At 58.1% G+C, this 22,109-nt stretch carries 22 protein-coding genes and 1 pseudogene; 13 read left to right on the plus strand and 10 right to left on the minus strand.

All coding sequences use genetic code 11. The annotated features are described in order from the left end of the window. Positions 1–56: 56 nt before the first annotated feature. The 3 genes and pseudogenes from plsC to DTA24_RS03980 all read left to right on the plus strand — a co-directional run. On the plus strand, positions 57–794 hold the full coding sequence (gene plsC, locus DTA24_RS03970) for a 1-acylglycerol-3-phosphate O-acyltransferase (RefSeq protein WP_008806505.1): 738 nt from the start codon (positions 57–59) through the stop codon (positions 792–794). Between the two features lie 83 nt (positions 795–877). Beyond that, on the plus strand, positions 878–2,290 hold the full coding sequence (gene ftsP / locus DTA24_RS03975; RefSeq protein WP_008806504.1) for a cell division protein FtsP: 1,413 nt from the start codon (positions 878–880) through the stop codon (positions 2,288–2,290). Between the two features lie 33 nt (positions 2,291–2,323). Then, a pseudogene (locus DTA24_RS03980) lies at positions 2,324–4,563 on the plus strand (YgiQ family radical SAM protein); the annotation flags it as partial. A gap of 119 nt (positions 4,564–4,682) precedes the next feature. Here the strand turns inward: DTA24_RS03980 and dkgA are convergent. Continuing rightward, entirely contained in the window at positions 4,683–5,510 is an 828-nt protein-coding gene (dkgA, locus tag DTA24_RS03985; protein WP_008806502.1) for a 2,5-didehydrogluconate reductase DkgA, read from the minus strand. Positions 5,511–5,655: 145 nt separating this feature from the next. Further along, a complete protein-coding gene (yqhD, locus tag DTA24_RS03990; RefSeq protein ID WP_071583189.1) occupies positions 5,656–6,819 on the minus strand; it encodes an alcohol dehydrogenase in 1,164 nt (387 codons plus the stop codon). Between the two features lie 196 nt (positions 6,820–7,015). Here yqhD and DTA24_RS03995 point away from each other — a divergent pair, with 196 nt between their 5' ends. Next, a complete protein-coding gene (locus DTA24_RS03995) occupies positions 7,016–7,915 on the plus strand; it encodes an AraC family transcriptional regulator (protein WP_012967218.1) in 900 nt (299 codons plus the stop codon). A 49-nt stretch (positions 7,916–7,964) separates the two neighbouring features. On the opposite strand, the gene yghB is transcribed toward DTA24_RS03995, so the two are convergent. Beyond that, positions 7,965–8,624, minus strand: coding sequence for a DedA family general envelope maintenance protein YghB (yghB, locus tag DTA24_RS04000; RefSeq protein ID WP_004205217.1), 660 nt, complete (start codon positions 8,622–8,624; stop codon positions 7,965–7,967). A gap of 131 nt (positions 8,625–8,755) precedes the next feature. Then, positions 8,756–9,943, minus strand: coding sequence for a cystathionine beta-lyase (metC, locus tag DTA24_RS04005; protein ID WP_022064944.1), 1,188 nt, complete (start codon positions 9,941–9,943; stop codon positions 8,756–8,758). A 250-nt stretch (positions 9,944–10,193) separates the two neighbouring features. Here metC and exbB point away from each other — a divergent pair, with 250 nt between their 5' ends. The 5 genes from exbB (at position 10,194) to DTA24_RS04030 (ending at position 13,368) form a co-directional block, all read left to right on the plus strand. After that, positions 10,194–10,925: a tol-pal system-associated acyl-CoA thioesterase gene (exbB, locus tag DTA24_RS04010; protein ID WP_004174395.1), complete on the plus strand. Its 732-nt coding sequence runs from the start codon at positions 10,194–10,196 to the stop codon at positions 10,923–10,925. A gap of 6 nt (positions 10,926–10,931) precedes the next feature. After that, on the plus strand, positions 10,932–11,357 hold the full coding sequence (gene exbD / locus DTA24_RS04015; protein ID WP_012967219.1) for a TonB system transport protein ExbD: 426 nt from the start codon (positions 10,932–10,934) through the stop codon (positions 11,355–11,357). 140 nt (positions 11,358–11,497) lie between these two features. Next, positions 11,498–11,992: a TIGR00645 family protein gene (locus tag DTA24_RS04020; RefSeq protein WP_008806498.1), complete on the plus strand. Its 495-nt coding sequence runs from the start codon at positions 11,498–11,500 to the stop codon at positions 11,990–11,992. A 122-nt stretch (positions 11,993–12,114) separates the two neighbouring features. Continuing rightward, the gene (yghX, locus tag DTA24_RS04025) at positions 12,115–13,002 is read left to right on the plus strand and encodes a YghX family hydrolase (RefSeq protein WP_023298222.1); all 888 of its coding nucleotides are present in this window, start codon (positions 12,115–12,117) and stop codon (positions 13,000–13,002) included. 78 nt (positions 13,003–13,080) lie between these two features. Further along, a complete protein-coding gene (locus DTA24_RS04030) occupies positions 13,081–13,368 on the plus strand; it encodes a DUF2623 family protein (RefSeq protein ID WP_094917576.1) in 288 nt (95 codons plus the stop codon). Positions 13,369–13,440: 72 nt separating this feature from the next. Here DTA24_RS04030 and yghU read toward each other — a convergent pair whose 3' ends face one another. Both yghU and DTA24_RS04040 read right to left on the minus strand, forming a co-directional pair. Continuing rightward, positions 13,441–14,307 (minus strand): glutathione-dependent disulfide-bond oxidoreductase, encoded by an 867-nt coding sequence (yghU, locus tag DTA24_RS04035; protein WP_008806496.1) that lies wholly within the window; start codon positions 14,305–14,307, stop codon positions 13,441–13,443. A gap of 47 nt (positions 14,308–14,354) precedes the next feature. Further along, the gene (locus tag DTA24_RS04040; RefSeq protein ID WP_008806495.1) at positions 14,355–14,915 is read right to left on the minus strand and encodes a DsbA family protein; all 561 of its coding nucleotides are present in this window, start codon (positions 14,913–14,915) and stop codon (positions 14,355–14,357) included. A gap of 20 nt (positions 14,916–14,935) precedes the next feature. Between DTA24_RS04040 and DTA24_RS27940 the strand changes: the two genes are divergently transcribed. The 3 genes from DTA24_RS27940 (at position 14,936) to DTA24_RS04050 (ending at position 18,327) form a co-directional block, all read left to right on the plus strand. Further along, positions 14,936–15,058, plus strand: a complete 123-nt coding sequence (locus DTA24_RS27940) for a hypothetical protein (protein ID WP_046881918.1) — start codon at positions 14,936–14,938, stop codon at positions 15,056–15,058. Between the two features lie 76 nt (positions 15,059–15,134). After that, entirely contained in the window at positions 15,135–17,000 is a 1,866-nt protein-coding gene (gss, locus tag DTA24_RS04045; protein WP_008806494.1) for a bifunctional glutathionylspermidine amidase/synthase, read from the plus strand. A 145-nt stretch (positions 17,001–17,145) separates the two neighbouring features. Then, positions 17,146–18,327: a PLP-dependent aminotransferase family protein gene (locus tag DTA24_RS04050; RefSeq protein WP_012540551.1), complete on the plus strand. Its 1,182-nt coding sequence runs from the start codon at positions 17,146–17,148 to the stop codon at positions 18,325–18,327. Between the two features lie 196 nt (positions 18,328–18,523). Here DTA24_RS04050 and DTA24_RS04060 read toward each other — a convergent pair whose 3' ends face one another. The 3 genes from DTA24_RS04060 to DTA24_RS04070 form a co-directional block, all read right to left on the minus strand. Further along, a complete protein-coding gene (locus DTA24_RS04060; protein WP_008806492.1) occupies positions 18,524–18,712 on the minus strand; it encodes a hypothetical protein in 189 nt (62 codons plus the stop codon). A gap of 199 nt (positions 18,713–18,911) precedes the next feature. Beyond that, on the minus strand, positions 18,912–19,256 hold the full coding sequence (locus DTA24_RS04065) for a hypothetical protein (protein ID WP_012540552.1): 345 nt from the start codon (positions 19,254–19,256) through the stop codon (positions 18,912–18,914). Between the two features lie 86 nt (positions 19,257–19,342). Continuing rightward, complete coding sequence (locus DTA24_RS04070) at positions 19,343–19,945, minus strand: short chain dehydrogenase (protein ID WP_012540553.1); 603 nt, start codon at positions 19,943–19,945, stop codon at positions 19,343–19,345. Positions 19,946–20,042: 97 nt separating this feature from the next. Between DTA24_RS04070 and DTA24_RS04075 the strand changes: the two genes are divergently transcribed. Continuing rightward, the gene (locus DTA24_RS04075; protein WP_012540554.1) at positions 20,043–20,954 is read left to right on the plus strand and encodes a LysR family transcriptional regulator; all 912 of its coding nucleotides are present in this window, start codon (positions 20,043–20,045) and stop codon (positions 20,952–20,954) included. On the opposite strand, the gene DTA24_RS04080 is transcribed toward DTA24_RS04075, so the two are convergent. Then, the gene (locus tag DTA24_RS04080; protein ID WP_008806488.1) at positions 20,955–22,103 is read right to left on the minus strand and encodes a trans-sulfuration enzyme family protein; all 1,149 of its coding nucleotides are present in this window, start codon (positions 22,101–22,103) and stop codon (positions 20,955–20,957) included. Between the last annotated feature and the right edge of the window lie 6 nt (positions 22,104–22,109).

Below are 22,109 nucleotides of genomic sequence, written 5' to 3' on the forward strand. Positions count from 1 at the left end.
GCCTGCCTTCTGTCAGCAGCGAATAATTCTAAGCGGTTTGGGTTTTAGAGGTAGCTATGCTATTCATTTTTCGAGTAATTTTCGTGGTCATTTATTGCATCGTGGTGTGCATACTTGGCTGTCTGTACTGCTTGTTCAGCCCGCGTAATCCAAAACATGTTGCCACTTTCGGCCATCTGTTTGGCCGCTTATCTCCGGTATTTGGCCTGAAGGTGGAACTGCGCAAACCTGCTGATGCGGAAAGCTATGGCAACGCGATCTACATCGCTAACCACCAGAACAACTATGATATGGTGACGGCGTCGAACATCGTGCAGCCGCCGACGGTCACCGTAGGTAAAAAAAGCCTGCTGTGGATCCCGTTCTTTGGCCAGCTCTACTGGCTGACGGGCAACCTGCTGATTGACCGTAATAACCGAACCAAAGCGCATGGCACCATTGCTGAAGTGGTGAATGCCTTTAAAAAGCGTAAAATTTCGTTCTGGATGTTCCCGGAAGGGACCCGCAGTCGCGGCCGCGGCCTGCTGCCTTTTAAAACCGGCGCCTTTCACGCGGCGATCGCCGCCGGAGTGCCGATTATTCCGGTGTGCGTGTCCAACACATCGAACAAAATTAAGCTCAACCGCTGGAACAACGGTCTGGTGATTGTTGAGATGCTGCCGCCGGTGGATACCAGCCAGTTCGGTAAAGACAACGTGCGCGCGCTGGCGACGCATTGCCGCGAGCTGATGGCCGCCAAAATTGCTGAGCTGGACAACGAAGTGGCCGCGCGCGAAGCGGCTAAAAAGTCATAAGACAGGAAACGCCGCCAACGCGCGCGTATTGCTGGCGGGAAACGAATTCCCTTTTTCATTTGTCAGTATGTCATGGAGTTAATATGTCACTCAGTCGGCGTCAGTTTATTAAGGCTTCCGGCGTAGCGCTGTGCGCTGGCGCCGCGCCGCTGAAAGCCCATGCCGCCGGCCAGCAGCTTGCGCTGCCGGTTCCGCCGCTGCTGGAATCGCGTCGCGGTCAGCCGCTGTTTCTGACGCTGCAGCGTTCGCACTGGTCGTTTACGCCAGGCACTCGCGCCCCCGTCTGGGGGATCAATGGCCGCTACATGGGGCCGACGATCCGCGTCTGGAGCGGGGACGACGTCAAGCTTATCTACAGCAACCGTCTGACTGAGAATGTCGCGATGACCATCCGCGGCCTGCAGGTGCCTGGCCCGCTGATCGGCGGCGCGGCGCGTATGATGTCGCCGAACGCCGACTGGGCGCCGGTGCTGCCTATCCGCCAGAGCGCTGCCACCTTGTGGTATCAGGCCAACACGCCGAACCGGATGGCGAAGCAGGTATACAACGGCCTGGCCGGCATGTGGCTGGTGGAAGATGAGGTCAGCAAGAACCTGCCAATCCCTAACCACTACGGCGTTGATGACTTCCCGGTGATCATTCAGGACAAGCGGCTGGATAACTTCGGCACGCCGGAATATAGCGAACCGGGGAGCGGCGGCTTCGTTGGCGATACGCTGCTGGTTAACGGCGTGCAGAGCCCCTATGTCGAAGTGTCGCGCGGCTGGGTGCGCCTGCGCCTGCTGAACGCCTCCAACTCCCGGCGCTATCAGCTGCAGATGAGCGATGGCCGACTGCTGCATGTGATTTCCGGCGACCAGGGGTTCCTGCCGGCGCCGGTCTCGCTCAAGCAGCTGTCGCTGGGGCCGGGGGAACGGCGTGAAATACTGGTCGATATGACCAACGGCGATGAAGTGTCCATTACCTGCGGTGAAGCGGCGAGTATTGTCGACCGTATCCGCGGCTTTTTTGAACCGTCAAGCATCCTGGTCTCCACGCTGGTGTTGACCCTGCGGCCGACCGGGCTGCTGCCGCTGGTCACCGACAGTCTGCCGGTGCGTCTGCTGCCGACCGAACTGCTCTCCGGCACGCCGATCCGCAGCCGGGATATCACCCTTGGCGACGATCCGGGCATCAACGGCCAGCTGTGGGATCCGCAGCGTATCGATATCACGGCGCAACAGGGGACCTGGGAGCGCTGGACGGTGCGCGCCGACCGCCCGCAGTCGTTCCATATTGAAGGGGTGATGTTCCAGATCCGTAACGTCAACGGCTCGTCGCCCTTCCCGGAAGATCGCGGCTGGAAGGACACCGTGTGGGTCGACGGGCAGGTTGAACTGCTGGTCTACTATGCTCAGCCGTCGTGGCCGCACTTCCCGTTCCAGTATCTGAGCCAGACGCTGGAGCTTGCCGACCGCGGCTCGATCGGCCAGATGCTGGTGAATCCCGCGCCGTAATCTCTTCAACCCTGGCCGGAACACGGTCAGGGTTTGAGAAAATCCTCCTTCATTTCCACTATCATTCCGGCTTATAATCCACGCCCTTTTGGTTATTTTTTTATCATTTCCCCGGAAGCAATATGAGCGCAATATCCCTGATCCAACCGGATCGTGACCTTTTTTCCTGGCCGCAATACTGGGCTGCCTGTTTTGGCCCTGCGCCATTTTTACCGATGTCGCGTGAAGAGATGGACCAACTTGGCTGGGATAGCTGCGACATTATTCTGGTGACCGGCGACGCCTACGTCGACCACCCGAGCTTCGGGATGGCCATCTGCGGCCGTATGCTGGAAGCGCAGGGGTTCCGGGTGGGGATCATTTCCCAACCGGACTGGAACAGCAAAGACGACTTTATGCGCCTGGGTAAGCCGAACCTGTTCTTCGGCGTGACCGCCGGCAATATGGACTCGATGATCAACCGCTACACCGCCGACCGTAAGCTGCGCCATGACGATGCTTACACCGCCGGCAACGTGGCGGGTAAACGCCCGGACCGCGCCACCCTGGTCTACACCCAGCGCTGTAAAGAGGCGTGGAAAGACGTGCCGGTGATCCTTGGCGGCATCGAGGCCAGCCTGCGCCGTACCGCGCATTATGATTACTGGTCCGATACCGTGCGCCGCTCGGTGCTGGTGGACTCCAAGGCCGATATGCTGATGTTCGGCAACGGCGAGCGTCCGCTGGTGGAAGTCGCGCATCGCCTGGCGATGGGCGAAACCATCGACCAGATCCGCGATGTGCGCAATACCGCCATCATGGTGAAAGAGGCGCTGCCGGGCTGGAGCGGCGTCGATTCCACCCGCCTGGATACGCCTGGCAAAATTGACCCGATCCCGCATCCGTACGGTGAGGATCTGCCGTGTGCCGATAACAAGCCGGTTGCGCCGAAAAAGCAGGAAGCCAAAAGCATCACCGTGCAGCCGCCGCGGCCCAAACCGTGGGAAAAGACCTATGTGCTGCTGCCTTCCTTCGAGAAGGTGAAAGGCGATAAGGTCCTGTACGCTCACGCTTCGCGTATTCTGCACCATGAAACCAACCCCGGCTGCGCCCGGGCGCTGATGCAAAAGCATGGCGAACGCTATATCTGGATCAACCCGCCGGCAATCCCGCTCTCGACTGAAGAGATGGACAGCGTCTTCGCGCTGCCTTACAAGCGTGTGCCGCATCCTGCTTACGGCGACGCGCGTATCCCGGCGTATGAGATGATCCGTTTCTCGATCAACATCATGCGCGGCTGCTTCGGCGGCTGTTCGTTCTGCTCAATCACCGAGCACGAAGGGCGCATTATCCAGAGCCGTTCAGAAGATTCGATCATTAATGAAATCGAAGCCATTCGCGACACGGTGCCCGGCTTTACCGGGGTGATCTCCGATCTCGGCGGACCAACGGCCAACATGTATATGCTGCGCTGCAAATCGCCACGCGCCGAGCAGACCTGCCGCCGTCTCTCCTGCGTCTACCCGGATATCTGCCCGCACATGGATACCAACCACGAACCGACGATCAATCTTTACCGTCGCGCCCGTGAGCTGAAGGGCATTAAGAAGATCCTCATTGCCTCTGGCGTACGCTATGACATCGCCGTCGAAGATCCGCGCTATATCAAAGAGCTGGCGACCCACCACGTCGGCGGCTATCTGAAGATCGCCCCGGAGCATACCGAAGAGGGGCCGCTGTCGAAGATGATGAAGCCGGGGATGGGCAGCTACGACCGCTTTAAAGAATTGTTTGATACCTATTCGAAGCAGGCGGGTAAAGAACAGTATCTGATCCCGTACTTTATCTCCGCCCATCCGGGAACCCGTGATGAAGATATGGTGAACCTGGCGCTGTGGCTGAAGAAACATCGCTTCCGTCTCGACCAGGTGCAGAACTTCTATCCGTCGCCGCTGGCGAACTCGACCACTATGTATTACACCGGCAAGAACCCGCTGGGCAAGATTGGCTATAAGAGCGAAGAGGTGGTGGTGCCGAAGGGCGATAAACAGCGCCGTCTGCATAAAGCGCTGCTGCGCTATCACGATCCGGCAAACTGGCCGCTGATCCGTCAGGCGCTGGAGGCGATGGGTAAAAAGCACCTGATTGGCTCACGCCGCGACTGCCTGGTGCCTGCCCCGACGCTGGATGAGATGCGCGAAGCGCGTCGCCAGAACCGCCATACCCGTCCGGCGCTGACCAAGCACACGCCGATTGTACATCAGCGTTCTAACGGTGAAACGACGGCGAAAAAACCGGTCAAACGCGGTAAAGTCGCCGGGCGTTAAGCCTGACGTTGTGCCCGGTAGCGCTTTGCTGACCGGGCCAGTTGGAGAGCCGGATAAGCGTCAGCGCTATCCGGCTTTTTTATATGTTAGCCGCCAAACTGATCCGGATCGGGCCCTAAACGCTTGCCCTGGTCCAGCTTCGCGATTTCGCTGAGTTCGTCTTTGTCGAGACGGAAATCCCAGACGTTAAAGTTTTCCGCGATACGCGACGGCGTCACTGATTTCGGGATCACCACCAGACCGCTATCAAGATGCCAGCGGATGACGATTTGCGCCGGCGTTTTGCCGTACTTATCGGCGAGCTGGTGGATGACTTTCTGATCGAACACCCCTTTACCGCCCTGGGCCAGCGGGCTCCAGGATTCGGTCTGGATCTTGTGGGTGGCGTTCCAGGCATGCAGCTGACGCTGCTGCAGCAGCGGATGGAGCTCAATCTGGTTGATCACCGGTGCGACGCCGGTTTCATCAATCAGCTTCTGCAGATGCGGGACCTGGAAATTACACACGCCGATGCTTTTCGCCAGCCCCTGCTGCTGCAGCTCGATCAGCGCCTGCCAGGCTTCGACGTAATGGCCGATCGCCGGCACCGGCCAGTGGATTAAGTAGAGATCCACATAGTCGAGCTTCAGCTTGCTGAGGCTCTCTTTCAGCGCCTCGTGCGGCCGTTTTTGATCGTCGTTCCACAGCTTGGTGGTGATGAACAGCTCATCGCGATTGACGCCTGCGCTGTGCAGCGCGTTGCCGACGCCGGCCTCATTTTGGTACGCGGCGGCGGTGTCAAAAGAGCGATAACCGACTTCCAGCGCCTTATGAATGGCGGAGACGACTTCCTCGTTGCCAGCTTTCCACACGCCGAGACCCAGCTGCGGCATCAGGTTGCCGTCGTGTAGTTTTATAACGGTTGGATGTGTCATGCCTTCCTCCTGTTAATGAACTCGGCGAGGCAGAATCCGCCGAGGGGTAGCATTAAGTCTGGACGAAATAGCTAAAAACGGTAGTAAAAACACCTCTCCCCGACGTTTGTTTAACGTAAGGAGAGGTGAATCAGGCGGGGTTAAATTAGCGAGCAGCCTCGTAAATACGGCGGCTGACGTCCAGGGTGATATCCTGATGTTCGCCCAGTTTGGTCATGCCGTGCTCTTCCAGTTTCGCCAGCAGCGCCGGGATGGAGCTACCGTCGAGACCGTAATCGGAGAGGCGGGTCGGCACCCCCATCTGCTCGAAGAAACTACGGGTTGCGGCAATAGCGGCATCGATACGCTGTTCTTCGGAGCCCTCGGTGATATTCCATACGCGCTCGGCATACTGCAGCAGTTTCGCGCGCTTGGTATCGCGTTTCTCATTCCACAGCGCCGGCAGCACGATAGCCAGCGTCTGGGCGTGATCCAGACCATGCATCGCCGTCAGTTCGTGGCCGAGCATATGGGTCGCCCAGTCCTGCGGTACGCCAGCGCCGATAAGACCGTTCAGCGCCTGAGTCGCCGCCCACATAATATTAGCGCGCACGTCGTAGTTCTCTGGCTCCTGCAGCGCTTTCGGGCCATCTTCCACCAGCGTCAGCAGAATGCCTTCGGCGAAACGGTCCTGAATTTTGCCGTCAACCGGGTAGGTGACGTACTGTTCAACGGTATGGACGAAGGCGTCAACCACGCCGTTGGCGACCTGGCGCGGTGGCAGAGTGTAGGTGTAAACCGGGTCGAGGATCGCGAACTGTGGCTGGACGTGCGAAGACATAAACGCGCGTTTGTCGCCGGTGGTTTTCCGCGAAATCACCGCCCCTTTGTTTGATTCAGAACCGGTCGCTGGCAGAGTCAGAACCGAACCCATTGGAATGGCGCTGGCGATCTTACTGCCGTAAGTTTCCAGAATTTCCCATGGATCGATAGCGGCGTCGTAATGGGCCGCCGCGGCGATGAACTTGGTGCCATCCAGTACTGAACCGCCGCCGACCGCCAGCAGGAAGGAGACCTTCTCTTCACGGGCGAGCTTCACGGCGTTCATCAGAGTTTCGTAAGACGGGTTCGGCTCGATGCCGCCAAATTCAAGGACATCCAGGCCATTCAGGGCGGTGAGTACCTGATCCAGGACGCCCGTTTTTTTCACGCTGCCGCCGCCGTAGGTGATCAGTACGCGAGCCTCCGCCGGGATCTGTTCACGCAGCTTTTCAATCGCGCCTTTGCCAAACAGAATGCGGGTTGGGGTATGCAGGTCAAAATTATTCATTGCTAGTGTCCTCAAAAGAGTAAAACCGCCGACAGGGACGATACCGCTGCCAGATGACGGTTATTGTGGTCCTGGCGCCGTTGACCCTCAATGCACATTTCTGCCGATGTCTTGCCTATTTCTCCATGTGGCTGGAGAATTCTCGCCAGCCTGCGCACAATGTATGGGTGAAGAAACATCGGGAGAGGCGGTGGCAATGCAACACGCACAGATATGCCAGATATTGACAGAGAAGATTAACCAGCTGAAAGATAAGCACGAACTGTTAAGTTCGCTGCTGCCTGACGTCCGCCTGCTGTATGGGACGCAGCCGGGTACCCGGACGCCGGTGATGTATCAGCCGGGGATCGTTTTTCTCTTTTCCGGCCATAAAATTGGTTATATCAATGAGCGGACTTTTCGCTACGACACAAATGAATATCTGCTGCTGACCGTGCCGCTGCCCTTCGAATGCGAAACCTTTGCCACCCCGGAGGTGCCCCTCGCCGGGATGCGTCTGAACGTCGATATCCTGCAACTGCAGGAGCTGCTGATGGATATTGGCGAGGATCCGCTGTTTCAGCCCGCCGTCGCCTCCAGCGGAATAAATTCGGCAGTGCTTTCCGAAGATATTTTGTGCGCTGCCGAACGGCTGCTCGACGTCATGGATCGTCCGCTGGACGCGCGCATTCTTGGCAAGCAGATTATCCGTGAAATCCTCTACTATGTGCTGACGGGCCCCTGCGGCGGCGCACTGCTGGCGTTGGTCAGCCGACAGACCCATTTCAGTTTGATAAGTCGCGTGCTGAAACACATCGAGAGCCAGTACACCGAAAACCTGAGCGTCGATCGGCTGGCGGCAGAGGCGAATATGAGCGTCTCGGCGTTTCACCATAATTTTAAATCGGTGACCAGTACTTCACCGCTGCAGTATCTGAAAACCTACCGTTTGCACAAGGCGCGTATGCTGATGATCCATGACGGCATGAAGGCCAGCGCGGCGGCGATGCGGGTGGGGTATGAAAGTCCTTCGCAGTTCAGCCGCGAGTTTAAGCGCTACTTCGGTATGACGCCCGGGGAAGATGCCGCACGAATTCGCACGATGCAGGGCATGTAATATCGGGAAGGGCAAGCCGGGCGGGCGCAGGCCCCCCGGCAGGTGGCCGTCAGGCGCTGCAGTATTTCTTTTTGATCACCACGAACAGCGTGCCGAGCAGGCCCGCCAGCAGCAGAGCAATCGGCAGGATCATCAGGCAGGTCATGACCTGATCTTCATGGCGCTTCACAAACGGGATCATGCTCAGCGCATAGCCGAGACCCGTGACCACGCCAACCCACAGCAGGGCGCTCAGCCAGTTGAAGAACTGAAAGCGGCGGTTCGGCAGGCCGGAAATCCCCGCCATGGTTGGCAGCAGGGTGCGGACAAATGCCAGAAAGCGGCCCGCGAGCAGCGCCAGCAGGCCGTGGCGATCAAACATACAGGTGGCGCGCTGATGGTACTTGTGCGGCAGATGCGCCAGCCAGCCTTTCACCGTTTGCGTATTGCCCAGCCAGCGCCCTTGCACATAGCTCAACCAGCAGCCGAGGCTGGCGGCGGCGGTCAGAATGGCGATAGTGGGCACAAAGTCCATGACGCCTTTAGCAATCAGCGCGCCGGCGAGCAGCAGCAGGCTGTCCCCCGGTAAAAAGGACGCGGGCAGCAGCCCGTTTTCCAGAAACAGGGTGGCGAACATAACCAGATATACAACGCCCACAACGTGAGGGTTCGCCAATGCGGCAAAATCATGTTGCCACAACGCGGCGACAATCTCTTGAATGACAACCATGGACTTTCCTAAGTGGTACCGTATTGTTGACTAGTGTACTCCTGAAGAGACCCGAGCACCTTGATCCCGGGCGCAACAAAAGCGGCCGCTTTGCTAAAAAGCGTCCGCTATTGTTGCCACTGACTGTCACTTTACACGATACGCGCGAAGCCCGCTGCTAAATCCGCCTGCAGATCGTCAACATTTTCGAGACCAATGTGCAAACGGATCAACGTGCCGCTGAAGTCGACTTCCGCATCCGGTCGGATGTGAGCGATTTGCTCCGGCTGATTGGCCAGAATCAGCGATTCAAAGCCGCCCCACGAGTAGGCCATGCTGAACAGGCTGAAGTTGTCGAGATACGCTGCCAGCTCAGCGTCGTTGAGACGCTTGTTGAGCACAAACGAGAACAGCCCGCTACTGCCGGTAAAATCGCGCTTCCAGAACTCATGGCCTTTACTGCCGGGCAGGGCGGGGTGGTTGACCCGCGCCACCTGCGGATGCTGCGCCAGCCACTCGGCGATGCGCAGGCTGCTTTCATGATGCTGACGCAGGCGCACGCCCAGGGTGCGCAGGCCGCGGCTGGTCATATAGGCGGTATCGGCGTCCAGCATTTGTCCCATCAGATAGGCATTCTCACGCAGCTGCGGCCAGCAGCGCGCGTTCGCCACCGCAGTGCCGACCATGGCGTCGGAATGGCCGATCAGGTATTTGGTGCCTGCCTGAATAGAAATATCGATGCCAAAATCCAGCGCTTTGAACAGGATCCCCGCCGCCCAGGTGTTATCGATCATGATAATCGCTTCCGGGGCGACCTGACGCACGGCGGCGACAATCGCTGGCACATCATGCACTTCCATGGTGATGGAGCCAGGCGATTCAAGGAACACCACGCGGGTCTCCGGCCGAATAAGTTGGGCAATATCGGCGCCAATGAGGGGATCGAACCAGCTGGTGGCGACGCCGAGTTTAGCGAGAATTTTGGTACAAAAATCCTGGCTTGGCTCATAGGCGGTATTGGTCATCAGCACATGGTCGCCCTGTTCGACGAACGCCAGGATGGTGTTGGCCACCGCGGCCGCGCCACAGGGGAAGAGGGCGCAGCCGGCGCCGCCTTCCAGCTCGCACATCGCTTCCTGCAGCGAGAAGTGGGTCAGGGTGCCGCGACGCCCGTAGAACAGCTCGCCGTTGGCCCGATTGCGGGTGGCGTGTTTTTTGGCTTCCACGGTATCGAAAACCAGCGATGACGCGCGCTGGATCACGCTGTTCACTGAGCCCTGGGTATATTTTTTGCTCCGTCCGGCGTTGACCAGCGCGGTATCAAGATGTTTATCAGCCATGTTGATGAACCTGTTTTTATACGTCTGGACGTCTAAACTAGCATGAATCCTCTTTTCTGTACCAGCGCTGCGCCGATACAGGCGAAAATTTTACCAGGCCCGCGCTAAGCCGCTTTTTTACTGCGTGAGCGCAAGGAAAATAAACGTGATTTGCTGCACAGTGTAAATACTAATGAGAACCACTATCAATTCGATGTCGTTTTGATATTATTGTGGGCAGATTTTGTGATTATCGTCGTGGAGATAGAGCGTGGGTAATAATTTGATGCAGGCGGATCTCTCCGTTTGGGGTATGTATCATCATGCCGATATTGTCGTTAAGGTGGTGATGATTGGCCTGATTCTGGCGTCGGTCGTCACCTGGGCCATCTTTTTCGGCAAAGGGGCGGAAATCCTCGCCAGCAAGCGACGCCTCAAACGTGAACAGCAGCAGCTGGCGGAAGCCCGCTCTCTCGATCAGGCCAGCGATATCGCCAGCGCCTTTGAGGCGAAGAGCCTGACCACCCAGCTTATCAATGAAGCACAGAACGAACTCGAACTCTCTGCCGGTGCCGAAGACAATGAAGGCATCAAGGAACGCACCGGTTTTCGCCTTGAGCGCCGCGTCGCGGCGGTCGGTCGCCATATGGGACGCGGCAATGGTTATCTGGCCACCATCGGCGCCATTTCGCCGTTCGTGGGTCTGTTCGGGACCGTCTGGGGCATCATGAACAGCTTTATCGGTATCGCCCAGACGCAGACTACCAACCTTGCGGTGGTAGCGCCGGGCATCGCGGAAGCGCTGCTGGCGACGGCCATCGGCCTGTTCGCCGCCATCCCGGCGGTGGTCATCTATAACATCTTTGCCCGCATGATTGGCAGCTACAAGGCCTCGCTCGGCGACGTCGCCGCTCAGGTGCTGCTGCTGCAAAGTCGCGACCTGGACCTCAGCGCCAGCGGTGTGAAGCCGGTGCGTAGCGCGCAGAAATTACGGGTAGGTTGATCGGCTATGGCGATGCGTCTTAATGAAAATCTGGACGATAACGGCGAAATGCATGAGATCAACGTGACGCCGTTTATCGACGTCATGCTGGTTCTGCTGATTATCTTTATGGTGGCTGCGCCGCTGGCGACGGTTGACGTGAAGGTGAATCTGCCGGCCTCCTCCAGCCAGCCGCAACCGCGACCGGAAAAACCCATTTATCTGTCGGTGAAGGCGGATAAGAGCATGTTCCTCGGCAACGACCCGATTACCGAAGCGAATATGATTAACGCCCTGGATAGCCTGACCGCCGGCAAAAAAGATACCACTGTCTTCTTCCGCGCGGATAAAACCGTCGATTACGAGACGATGATGAAAGTGATGGATACCCTGCATCAGGCGGGCTATCTCAAGATCGGGCTGGTGGGCGAAGAGACCGTCAAAGCCAAATAATCCGATTCTGTTCCTGAAAAGGCTGGCCGCGCGCCGGCCTTTTTTATGGCCGTCTGCCGGCGATGTGTTGGCCTGGCGTTGCCATCACGTTATCTGTCTGAGATATAATGTCGCTTCTTTTTGTTAACTAACAGGATTATATGGAACGCTTTCTGGAAAACGCTATGTACACTTCGCGCTGGCTGCTGGCACCGGTTTATTTTGGCCTTTCGCTGGGACTGGTCGCGCTGACCATCAAATTTTTTCAGGAGATCGTCCACGTTCTGCCGCATATCTTCAGCGTCAGCGAGTCGGAATTGATCCTGACGCTGCTGTCGCTGGTGGACATGACCCTGGTGGGTGGCCTGCTGGTGATGGTGATGTTCTCGGGCTATGAGAATTTCGTGTCGCAGCTGGATATCAATGAAGGGAAAGAGAAGCTGAGCTGGCTCGGTAAAATGGACGCCACCTCTCTGAAGAATAAAGTCGCGGCGTCAATTGTGGCGATCTCCTCTATCCACCTGCTGCGGGTGTTTATGGATGCGAAAAACGTGCCGGACAACAAGCTGATGTGGTACGTGATTATCCACCTGACCTTCGTCCTTTCGGCCTTTGTGATGGGCTATCTCGATCGTCTGAACAAAGTGAAACACTGATCTCTTCTCTCCCGGCGGTGTTAGCCGCTGGGCTTTTTTCTCCCCCGTTTCTGCTTCTCTGCGCTGGCGTATGTCCGGGCTTCTGCTTTGCTTAAAGGGCGCTTAACAACGGAGGCAAGGTGATGACGCGATTAACGGCCAAAGATTTCCCGCAGCAGCTGCTCGAGTATTATGACTACTATGCCCACGGCAAAATCAGCAAACGCGAGTTTCTCCAGCTGGCGGGGAAATATACTGTCGGCGGGATGACCGCGCTGGCGCTGTTTAATCTGCTGAAGCCCGACTATGCCCTGGCAGAGCAGGTACTGTTCACCGATCCGGATATCCGTCCGGAGTATATTCATTATCCCTCTCCTGACGGCCACGGCGAAGTGCGGGCTTACCTGGTGACGCCGACGAAAATAGCCGACAAAGCGCCCGCCGTTGTGGTGGTACATGAGAACCGAGGCCTCAATCCCTACATTGAAGACGTAGCCCGGCGGGTCGCGAAAGCGGGATATATCGCGCTGGCGCCTGATGGCCTGAGCGCCGTCGGCGGCTATCCGGGGAATGATGATGAAGGCCGCGCGCTCCAGCAGAAAGTCGATCCCGTGAAGCTGATGAATGATTTTTTTGCGGCGGTCGCGTTTATGGCGAAGCATCCACAGGCGACGGGGAAGGTCGGTATCACCGGGTTTTGTTACGGCGGCGGCGTCAGCAACGCGGCGGCGGTGGCGATCCCGGAGCTAGCCTGCGCGGTGCCGTTTTACGGCCGCCAGCCGCCGCTGAAGGAGGTCGATAAAATTAAAGCGCCGCTGCTGCTGCACTATGCCGGCCTCGATAGCGGCATTAATGAAGGCTGGCCCGCCTATGAACAGGCGTTGAAGGAACACCATAAAGTCTACGAGGCCTATCTCTATCAGGGCGTGAATCACGGCTTTCATAATGATTCCACGCCGCGCTACGATCGGGCTGCGGCTGATCTGGCCTGGCAACGCACGCTGGCATGGTTTGAGAAGTATTTACGCTAGCGCAAACGTCATAAATAGCGCTACCGCTCGCTCAAAAAAACGCTATATAATTTATTATATAACGATTGGGAGGGCGCGATGGAAAATCATTTTGGCAAAGGCTTAATGGCGGGGCTACAGGCATCCTATGCTGACACCGCCGCGCATGCGGCGAATTTTTGCGCCGACTATAAACGCGGGTTTGTGCTCGGCTACTCGCACCGCATGTTTGAAAAAACCGGCGACCGTCAGCTCAGCGCGTGGGAGGCGGGGATCCTGACCCGTCGCTATGGCCTTGACAGAGATATGGTGATGGATTTCTTCAAAGAAAGTGGGTCGGGTATGGCGATGCGCTATTTTCTGGCGGGCTATCGGCTGGAAAGCTAAACAGGACGGCTTCGCAGGCGGAGCCGTCCTGTGGTGGGAACCCTTTCCCGTCAGCGGGAAAGGGTGAAGACCTTACGCCTGGCGCTTATCTTCCGTTTGGGTGTCAAAGTCGCGGGCGTCGTGGCGCTCATGTAACTGCTCATTGAGCGGGCCGTTGGTGCGGTTGACGATGCGTCCGCGCTTGACGGCCGGGCGGTTGCCCACATCCTGCGCCCAGCGCAGCACGTTTTTATAGCTCCCGGCGTCGAGGAACTCCGCCGCGTTATAGACATTGCCCAGCACTACGTTGCCATACCACGGCCAGACAGCCATATCGGCGATGGTGTACTCCTCGCCGGCCACATAGCGACCGCGGGCGAGCTGTTTGTCCAGCACGTCGAGCTGGCGTTTGGCTTCCATCGTAAAGCGGTCGATCGCGTACTCGATCTTCACCGGCGCATAGTTATAGAAGTGGCCGAAGCCGCCGCCGAGGAATGGCGCCGCGCCCTGCAGCCAGAACAGCCAGTTGAGGGTTTCGGTGCGGCCGGCAGGATCTTTTGGCAGGAAGAAGCCAAATTTTTCCGCCAGATAGAGAAGAATGTTGCCGGACTCAAATACCCGGGTCGGCGGCGTGGTGGAGTGGTCGCTGAGGGCCGGGATCTTCGAGTTCGGGTTGATATCGACAAAGCCGCTGGAAAACTGATCCCCTTCGCCAATGCGTATTAGCCAGGCGTCGTACTCCGCGCCGCTGACGCCCAGCGCCAGCAGCTCCTCCAGCATGATCGTCACCTTCTGGCCGTTGGGCGTGCCCAGTGAGTATAGCTGGAGCGGATGGGTCCCGACCGGCAGGACGCGTTCATGGGTCGCGCCGGAAACGGGACGGTTGATATTGGCGAACGCGCCGCCGCTGTTTTGCTTCCATTCCCACACTTTGGGTGGCTGGTAGTTTTGCTCTGACATGCTGGTTTGCCTTTTTCGTGGATGTACAAAAAGTGTAGCAGGTGACCTCAGGCCATAATCCGCGCAGCCCACACGCTGACATCATCACCGCTGCCCAGATCCGGCTGCACCAGGCCATTGACCATAAAGGTCGGCGAGACGTGAATGCCGTTCTGACGGGCGTATTTACTGTGCCACTTGATCACGTCCTGCAGCTCCGGGCGGGCAAAGGCGGCCCCCAGCAGCACGTGACTGTAACGTTCAATGCGTTCAATGATTTGCTGCGGCGTGGCGTTCATATTCGGCCCGCTGCAGTGATCGATAAACTCAAACTCTTCCCGATGGTCGGCCACGGCCTGCATCACTTTATGCGCCTGCTCTCTGCCGTGCGGCAGGGTAGACGCGGCGAGGATGCAGCGGACAATCACCCCGGAGAACAGATGCCACGGCTGCGACTGCAGGCGTATCTTGATGGTGACGTTATCGGCGCCGACCTCATCAAGCAGGTCGTCGAGCTTATTAAACGCGCGGACAGAGTAGGGGCAGGTGGGCTCAAGGAACACCTCAAACGTCCGCGGGCCGTGTCCCCAGACCAGCGGTTGGGCATTCAGATGCGAGGGTGTGCTCATTGTCGACTCCTGATGTTGCGTTGTTTTTTTGTTATATCACCGATAACGATATCACTTTTGCTTCCGGCTGCAGGGTTATTTTCCTTAACGGCACGATTAGCGAAACGAATGAGTGGTATCATCGTTACACCTCTGTCTGGTAAGTGCCTGCGGCAGGATAAGAAGAGGGAGTTTTGTTTCGCCAACTGCCCGGGCTGCATTAATTTGAGGTCAGGCTAAATGAGCAAAGGATCGACAAGCAGTGACGCCCCGTTTGGGACATTGTTAGGCTACGCGCCCGGCGGCGTGGCGATTTATTCATCGAATTACAGTAGCTTAAATCCGCAAGACTACCCGGATGATGCGACGTTTCGCAGCTACATCGGCAATGAGTATATGGGGCATAAATGGCAGTGCGTCGAGTTTGCACGCCGCTTTCTGTTCCTGACCTACGGGTTTGTCTTTACCGATGTGGGGATGGCATATGAAATCTTCTCCCTGCGTTTCCTGCGTGAAGTGGTCAATGACAATATTTTGCCGCTGCAGGCCTTCGCCAACGGTTCCCGCCGTCCGCCCATCGCCGGTTCGTTACTGATCTGGCAGAAGGGAGGCGAGTTTAAGCACACCGGCCACGTCGCGGTGATCACCCAGCTTGTCGGCAATAAAGTGCGTATCGCCGAGCAGAACGTCATTCACTCGCCGCTGCCGCAGGGCCAGCAGTGGACCCGCGAGCTGACCCTCGAGGTCAACGCCGGCCGGTACACCATCAAAGATACCTTTACCGATACCGAAATTTTAGGCTGGATGATCCAGACCGCCGATACCGAACACAGCCTGCCGCAGCCGGTGCTGCCGGGCGAGGCGATGGCGATCAAAGGCGCGCGGCTGCCGAACAACGGCCAGTTCCGCGGCAAATGGCTGAACGAGAAAGATCCGCTGCAGAAAGCCTACGTGGCGGCCAACGGCCATTTCATCAACCAGGATCCCTACCAGTATTTCACCATCAGCGAAAGCGCCGAACAGGAGCTGATCAAAGCCACTAACGAGCTACACCTGATGTATCTGCACGCCACCGATAAGGTGATGAAGGATGATAACCTGCTGGCGCTGTTTGATATCCCGAAAATCCTCTGGCCGCGTCTGCGTCTCTCCTGGCAGCGCCGTCGTCATCATATGATCACCGGGCGCATGGATTTCTGCATGGACGAGCGCGGGCTGAAGGTGTACGAATACAATGCCGACTCCGCCTCCTGCCATACCGAAGGCGGGTTGATCCTTGAGCAGTGGCTGAAGCAGGGCTACTACGGCACCGGCCACAATCCGGCGGAAGGTCTGCTCGATGAGCTGGCGGGGGCGTGGAAACACAGCCGGGCGCGGCCCTTCGTCCACATCATGCAGGACAAGGATCTGGAAGAGAATTACCACGCGAAATTTATCCAGCGTTCGCTGACCCAGGCCGGTTTTGAGAGCAAAATTCTCTTTGGCCTTGATGAGCTGCGCTGGGACGCTGCCGGCCAGCTGATTGACGCTGACGGGCGGCTGGTCAACTGCGTCTGGAAAACCTGGGCATGGGAAACCGCCATTGAGCAGGTGCGCGAAGTCAGCGCCGATGAGTACGCGGCGGTGCCGATTCGTACCGGACATCCGCAGAATGAGGTGCGGCTGATTGACGTCCTGCTGCGTCCTGAAGTATTGGTATTCGAACCCCTGTGGACGGTGATCCCGGGTAACAAAGCGATTCTGCCGGTGCTGTGGTCGCTGTTCCCGCATCATCGCTATCTGCTGGATACCGATTTTGTGGTTAACGACGAGCTGGCGAAAACCGGCTATGCCGTGAAGCCCATTTCCGGACGCTGCGGGAACAATATCGATTTGATCGGTCCTCAGGATGAGGTTCTGGATAAGACCAGCGGCCAGTTTGTCGATCGCAAGAATATCTACCAGCAGCTGTGGTGCCTGCCGAAAGTGGACGGTAAGTACATTCAGGTGTGCACATTTACCGTTGGTGGTAACTACGGCGGTACCTGCCTGCGCGGCGATTCGTCGCTGGTGGTGAAAAAAGAGAGCGATATCGAGCCGTTAATCGTTTTGAAAGACAAAGCATGACGTGCGAAACCCGGGTAGCGGCATACCCCTGTCCGGGTGACAACGTACAGAAAAGGATAGCCCCGGCATGGTCAGCGCCGCCGGGGAACACCTGCAACGAAGCGAAGATAATTAACACAACAACAAGACAGAAAAGGAAAATAGTATGCACGATCGGCGTCTCGCCGCCCGCGCGGGTGAACTCAAGCCCTCCGCCGTCCGCGAACTTCTCAAGCACAGTAAACTGCCCGGCGTGATCTCGCTTGGCGGCGGCATTCCGGCCCCGGAATTGTTTGATACCGAAGGCCTGGAGCTGGCGGTGCAGAAGGTGATGAGCGAACGTTTTCATGACGCATTCCAGTACGGTCTGACGGAGGGCTACCCGCCGCTACGTCAGGCGGTGAGTGAAATCTGTCACTCCCGTGGCGTGACCTGTTCTCCCGCTCAGGTCTATATCACCTCCGGCTCGCAGCAATCGCTGGATATCGTTGCTCGTACGCTGCTCGATCCAGGTGACACTATCGTCGTTGAACGTCCCACCTATCTGGCGGCGCTGCAGGTGTTTCAGCTGGCGCAGGCCAATATTCTCAGTGTCGACACCGATGATGACGGGATGCTGGTGGAGCAACTGGCCGACCTGCTGGAGACCACCCGCGTCAAAGCCGTTTATCTGGTGCCGACGTTCGGCAACCCCGGCGGCAAAACGCTGAGCGAGACGCGTCGTCGTCGCCTGGTTGAACTGGCGAAAAAATATGACTTCGTCATTCTGGAAGACGATCCCTATGGCGAAATTAGCTTCACTGACGCCGTTCGACGCCCGCTCTATCAGCACGCGGTTGAGCTGGGCTGTGAAGATCAGGTGGTCTACACCTCGACCTTTTCGAAGATCCTCGCGCCGGGGATGCGCATCGGCTGGGTCGTGATGCCGGACTGGCTGGCGCAGCAGACGGTGATCGTCAAGCAGGCGGCGGATCTGCATACCAATATGCTTTCGCAGGTGATCACCGCGGAGTACCTCGGCATGAACCGGCTGGAGAACCAGATCGCGTTGATTCGCGAAGACTACCGCAAGAAGTGTGTGGCGCTGGCCGACGCGCTGGAAAGCCGCCTTGGCGACCACCTGGAATTCAGCCGCCCGCAGGGGGGCATGTTCCTGTGGGCGCGTTTCCGCTATCCGTTCGATACCATGGAATGGATGAAGAAAACGCTGGAAAACGGCGTAGTCTACGTTCCTGGCGAAGCGTTCTATCACGATAAGCCGGATACCCGTACTCTGCGTCTCTCCTACTCCACGGTGTCTGAGGCCGGGTTGCTGACGGCCGTTGAGCGGCTGGCGGCCTCCCTGTAATGACTCTGCTGTGCGCCGCTTAACGACGGCGCACAGCCCTTCGCGGCGAGAGCGGGAGGAACTGACGTTAGCGTCCAGCGCCAGGGTCAATCTGTCTCGGCGATCCGGTCATCCAGCCAGACCAGCATCAGCGATGCGAGAAAAGCAACCGCAAAGGTGCCAATAAACAACCACATAAATGTCCCTCGCGGGTTAATTATTTTTCTGATTTTACCGGAGAGCGATCGTTTCGGTCGGAGATGGAGATTTTTGTCCCAGCAGAATGGCTGGCGAGAGAGAAAAAGTCATCGGCATCAATATCGAAGTTGAGAATAATTTCCCTGTATTTCCCACCGTTAATCAATGCGTTGGCTTCTTTAATACTACTGGCAATAATGACTGGCATCAGTTTTATCTCATTTTGAAAACTGAGAAGCAAAATAAGAGTTAGTTCGTACCAGATCAACTACTTTTTATAGTATGTCGCAGCAGAAAAAAACGTCATATCGCGGCCCCGCAAGAGCGGGGTGTTTTATGGCGGTCATCTGGCTACCAACAGCACAATCTCATTCGACGCTGAAGATATACTGCGATTTCGCCCCCCATCAGGATGATTTTCCCTGCTGTTTTTCGCGCAATATCTCGCCACAGCGCTGCCGATCTTCGCCCAGTGTTTGCTGCTCCTGCGCGCTGAGCTGGCGCCAGGTGTCCAGCATCCGCTGCCCCAGCGCCGGCAGGTAATGGGTTTTATGCAATGCATAGTCCGAATTTCCCCCTTCGACGATATTTTGCATATCGTGGAGGAACTGGCGGCTGTCGTCATGATCGATCATGCAAAAGACTGCCCGGTAGTAGGCTTCTTCATCTGCGGTGTAATGCGGGGTGAACCACCAGACCAGCAGCGCGATAAGCGCCAAAAGCGGGATAATAAAAGGTAATTTTTTCAACATCAGTTTTTCGGTCGGAGACAATCAGCCGTCAGTGTACCTGCAATGACGGCCTGATGTAAGCGCCGGCCCCGGCGGGCCGGCGCAGGCTAGTAGCCGACCGGGTAGATGCGGCCGGTCTGAACGCCTTCAATGCTGCGACGATAGGCCTGCGCCACGGCGGCGGCGGGGACGCTGGCAAAGCCCGGGAAAAAGTCGCCGTAGGCCGCCAGCGACTCGCTGAGCACGGTGGGGCTAATGAGATTGATGCGGATCCCGCGTGGCAGTTCGCAGGCGGCGGCGCGCACAAAGCCTTCCAGACCGGCGTTGACCGTCGTGGCATTGACGCCCTGAGCAATGGGCTCCTGGGCGACAATACCGCTGACCAGAGTAATCGACCCGCCGTCACGCAGGAAATGCTGCCCGATCAGCGCCAGGCGAATTTGCCCCAGCAGCTTGTCCTGCAGCCCGAGGTTGAACTGACTGTCGGTCATGGTGCTTAACGGCCCAAAGTGCAGATTGCCGGTGGTGGAGACAATCGCATCTACTTCGCCCGTTTGGGCAAATAGCGCCTCGACGCTCTCCTGCGAGGTGATATCCACCTGATAATCTCCCCGGGTGCGGCCGACGCGGATAACGTCATGTCTCTGGCTCAGCTCTTCGCTGACCGCGCGACCGATGGTGCCGCTGGCACCGATAACGATAATTTTCATGGCTGTCTCCTGATGAGGTGAGACGCTATTCTTTAATAAAACGAATATCGGATAAACTGGCTAAAAGTTAGAACATTACTAACCAGAGGTTAGCAATATGGATAAGCTGCGAGGGATGGAGACGTTTATTGCCGTGGTGGAGTGCGGCAGCTTTACCGGGGCGGCGTCGCGCCTGGGGCTGTCGGCGGTGATGGTCGGGAAATATATCGCCCAGCTGGAAAGCCAGCTGGCGACGCGTCTGCTGGAGCGTAACACCCGACGCCAGAGCCTCACCGACGCCGGGCGGGTCTATTTTGACGAAGCGAAACGGGTGATGGAGCAGGTCTCCATCGCCGAAAGCGCGGTCGAGCGGCTGCGGCTGGCGCCCGCCGGCACCCTGCGGGTGAGCGCCCCCACCTCGTTTGGCGCCAGCGTGATCGCGCCCCTGACCGCCACCTTCCTGCAGGCCTGGCCTGCGGTCCGGGTGGAACTGGATCTGACTAACCGGATGGTCGATCTGGTGGATGAGGGGGTCGATCTGGCGATCCGCATTGGCGAGATCCATCAGGAGGATCTGGTGGCCCGCTATCTGGCGCCGTATCGGATGGTGATCTGCGCCGCGCCGGCTTATCTGGCGCGTTACGGGACCCCCGGGACGCCAGAGGATCTCGCCGATCATCTCTGCCTGTCCCATACGGTCTGGACCGCCCGCAATGAGTGGCGACTGCCGGGCATAGAGGGGGAAGTTCGCTGGAAACGCGATGCGATTTTACGCTGCAATGATGGTTACGCGCTGCGCCAGGCGGCAATCGCCGGGGCCGGGCTGCTGATGCAGCCGGAGGTGCTGCTGGCCGATGCGCTGGCCAGCGGCAGCCTGGTGCGGGTGCTGGAGGCCTGGACCCCGCAGCCGAGACCCGTGCATCTGCTCTGGCGCCAGGATCGTCGGCCCCTGCCGAAGCTGACGCAGTTTATTGCCCATCTTCAGCAGGGAATGGCCGACGCGCTGACAATGACCCGCGCGTCGGAATAATCACTCCTCCCGCAGCGCCTGCTGCCAGTCGGCAATCAGATCGTTGGGATCTTCGATCCCCACCGACAGGCGGATCAGCTGGGGCGTGATGCCATTCGCCAGACGTTTCTCCAGCGGGATCGAGGCATGGGTCATGCTGAACGGCTGGCTCACCAGACTCTCCACGCCGCCCAGGCTCTCCGCAAGCGTAAACCAGCGCAGCTTGCTGATAATGCGCTCGGCGTAACCTTCATCGCCCTTCACCACCACCGAAATCATGCCGCCGGGCAGCGCCATTTGCTGGCGCGCCAGCTGATGATGCGGGTGCGAGGCCAGCCAGGGGAACCAGACTCGCTCCACTTCCGGCTGCTGTTCCAGCCATTCGGCGAGCTGCAGCGCGTTCGCGCTGTGGCGCTCCATCCGCAGCGCCAGGGTACGGATACCACGTAGCGTCAGGAAGCTGCTGAACGGGTCGAGTACACCGCCTACCGCATTCTGCAGATAGCCAAGCTTTTCCGCGAGCTCGGAGTTATCGCCAACCACCGCCAGGCCGGCGACGACATCGGAATGGCCGTTGAGGTATTTGGTCGCGGAGTGCACCACAATATCAAATCCATGCTCCAGCGGGCGATGGATCGCCGGCGAGGCGAAGGTGTTATCGGCGACGCTGATCAGGTTATGGCGTCGCGCGATGGCGGCGATGGCGCTGAGATCCGCCAGCTTCAGCAGCGGGTTGGTGGGCGTTTCCACCCAGATCATGCGCGTATCGGGGCGGATCGCCGCTTCAATCCCCTTCAGGTCGTCGGGTTTCACCCAGCTCACCTGCAGACCAGCGCTACGGCGGCGAACGTTTTCCAGCAGGCGATAAGTGCCGCCATACACATCATCGACCGCCACCAGGTGACTGTCCTTATCCAGCAGCTCCAGCACGGTGGAGATGGCGGCCAGCCCGGAGGCGAACGCGTAGCCGCGCGTGCCGTTTTCCAGGTCGGCGATCGCCGTCTCCAGCGCGTGGCGGGTAGGGTTCCCACTGCGGGAATATTCATAGCCGGTATGCTGCCCCGGCGCCGGCTGAGCAAAAGTGGAGGTGGCGTAAATCGGCGGCATCACTGCGCCGTGGCTGTCGGTGAAGGTTCCGCTATGTACGCTCAGGGTGTGGATAGATGACATAAAAAA

The sequence above is a fragment of the Klebsiella sp. P1CD1 genome (assembly GCF_003790505.1).
In the GTDB taxonomy this organism is placed as follows: domain Bacteria; phylum Pseudomonadota; class Gammaproteobacteria; order Enterobacterales; family Enterobacteriaceae; genus Klebsiella; species Klebsiella variicola.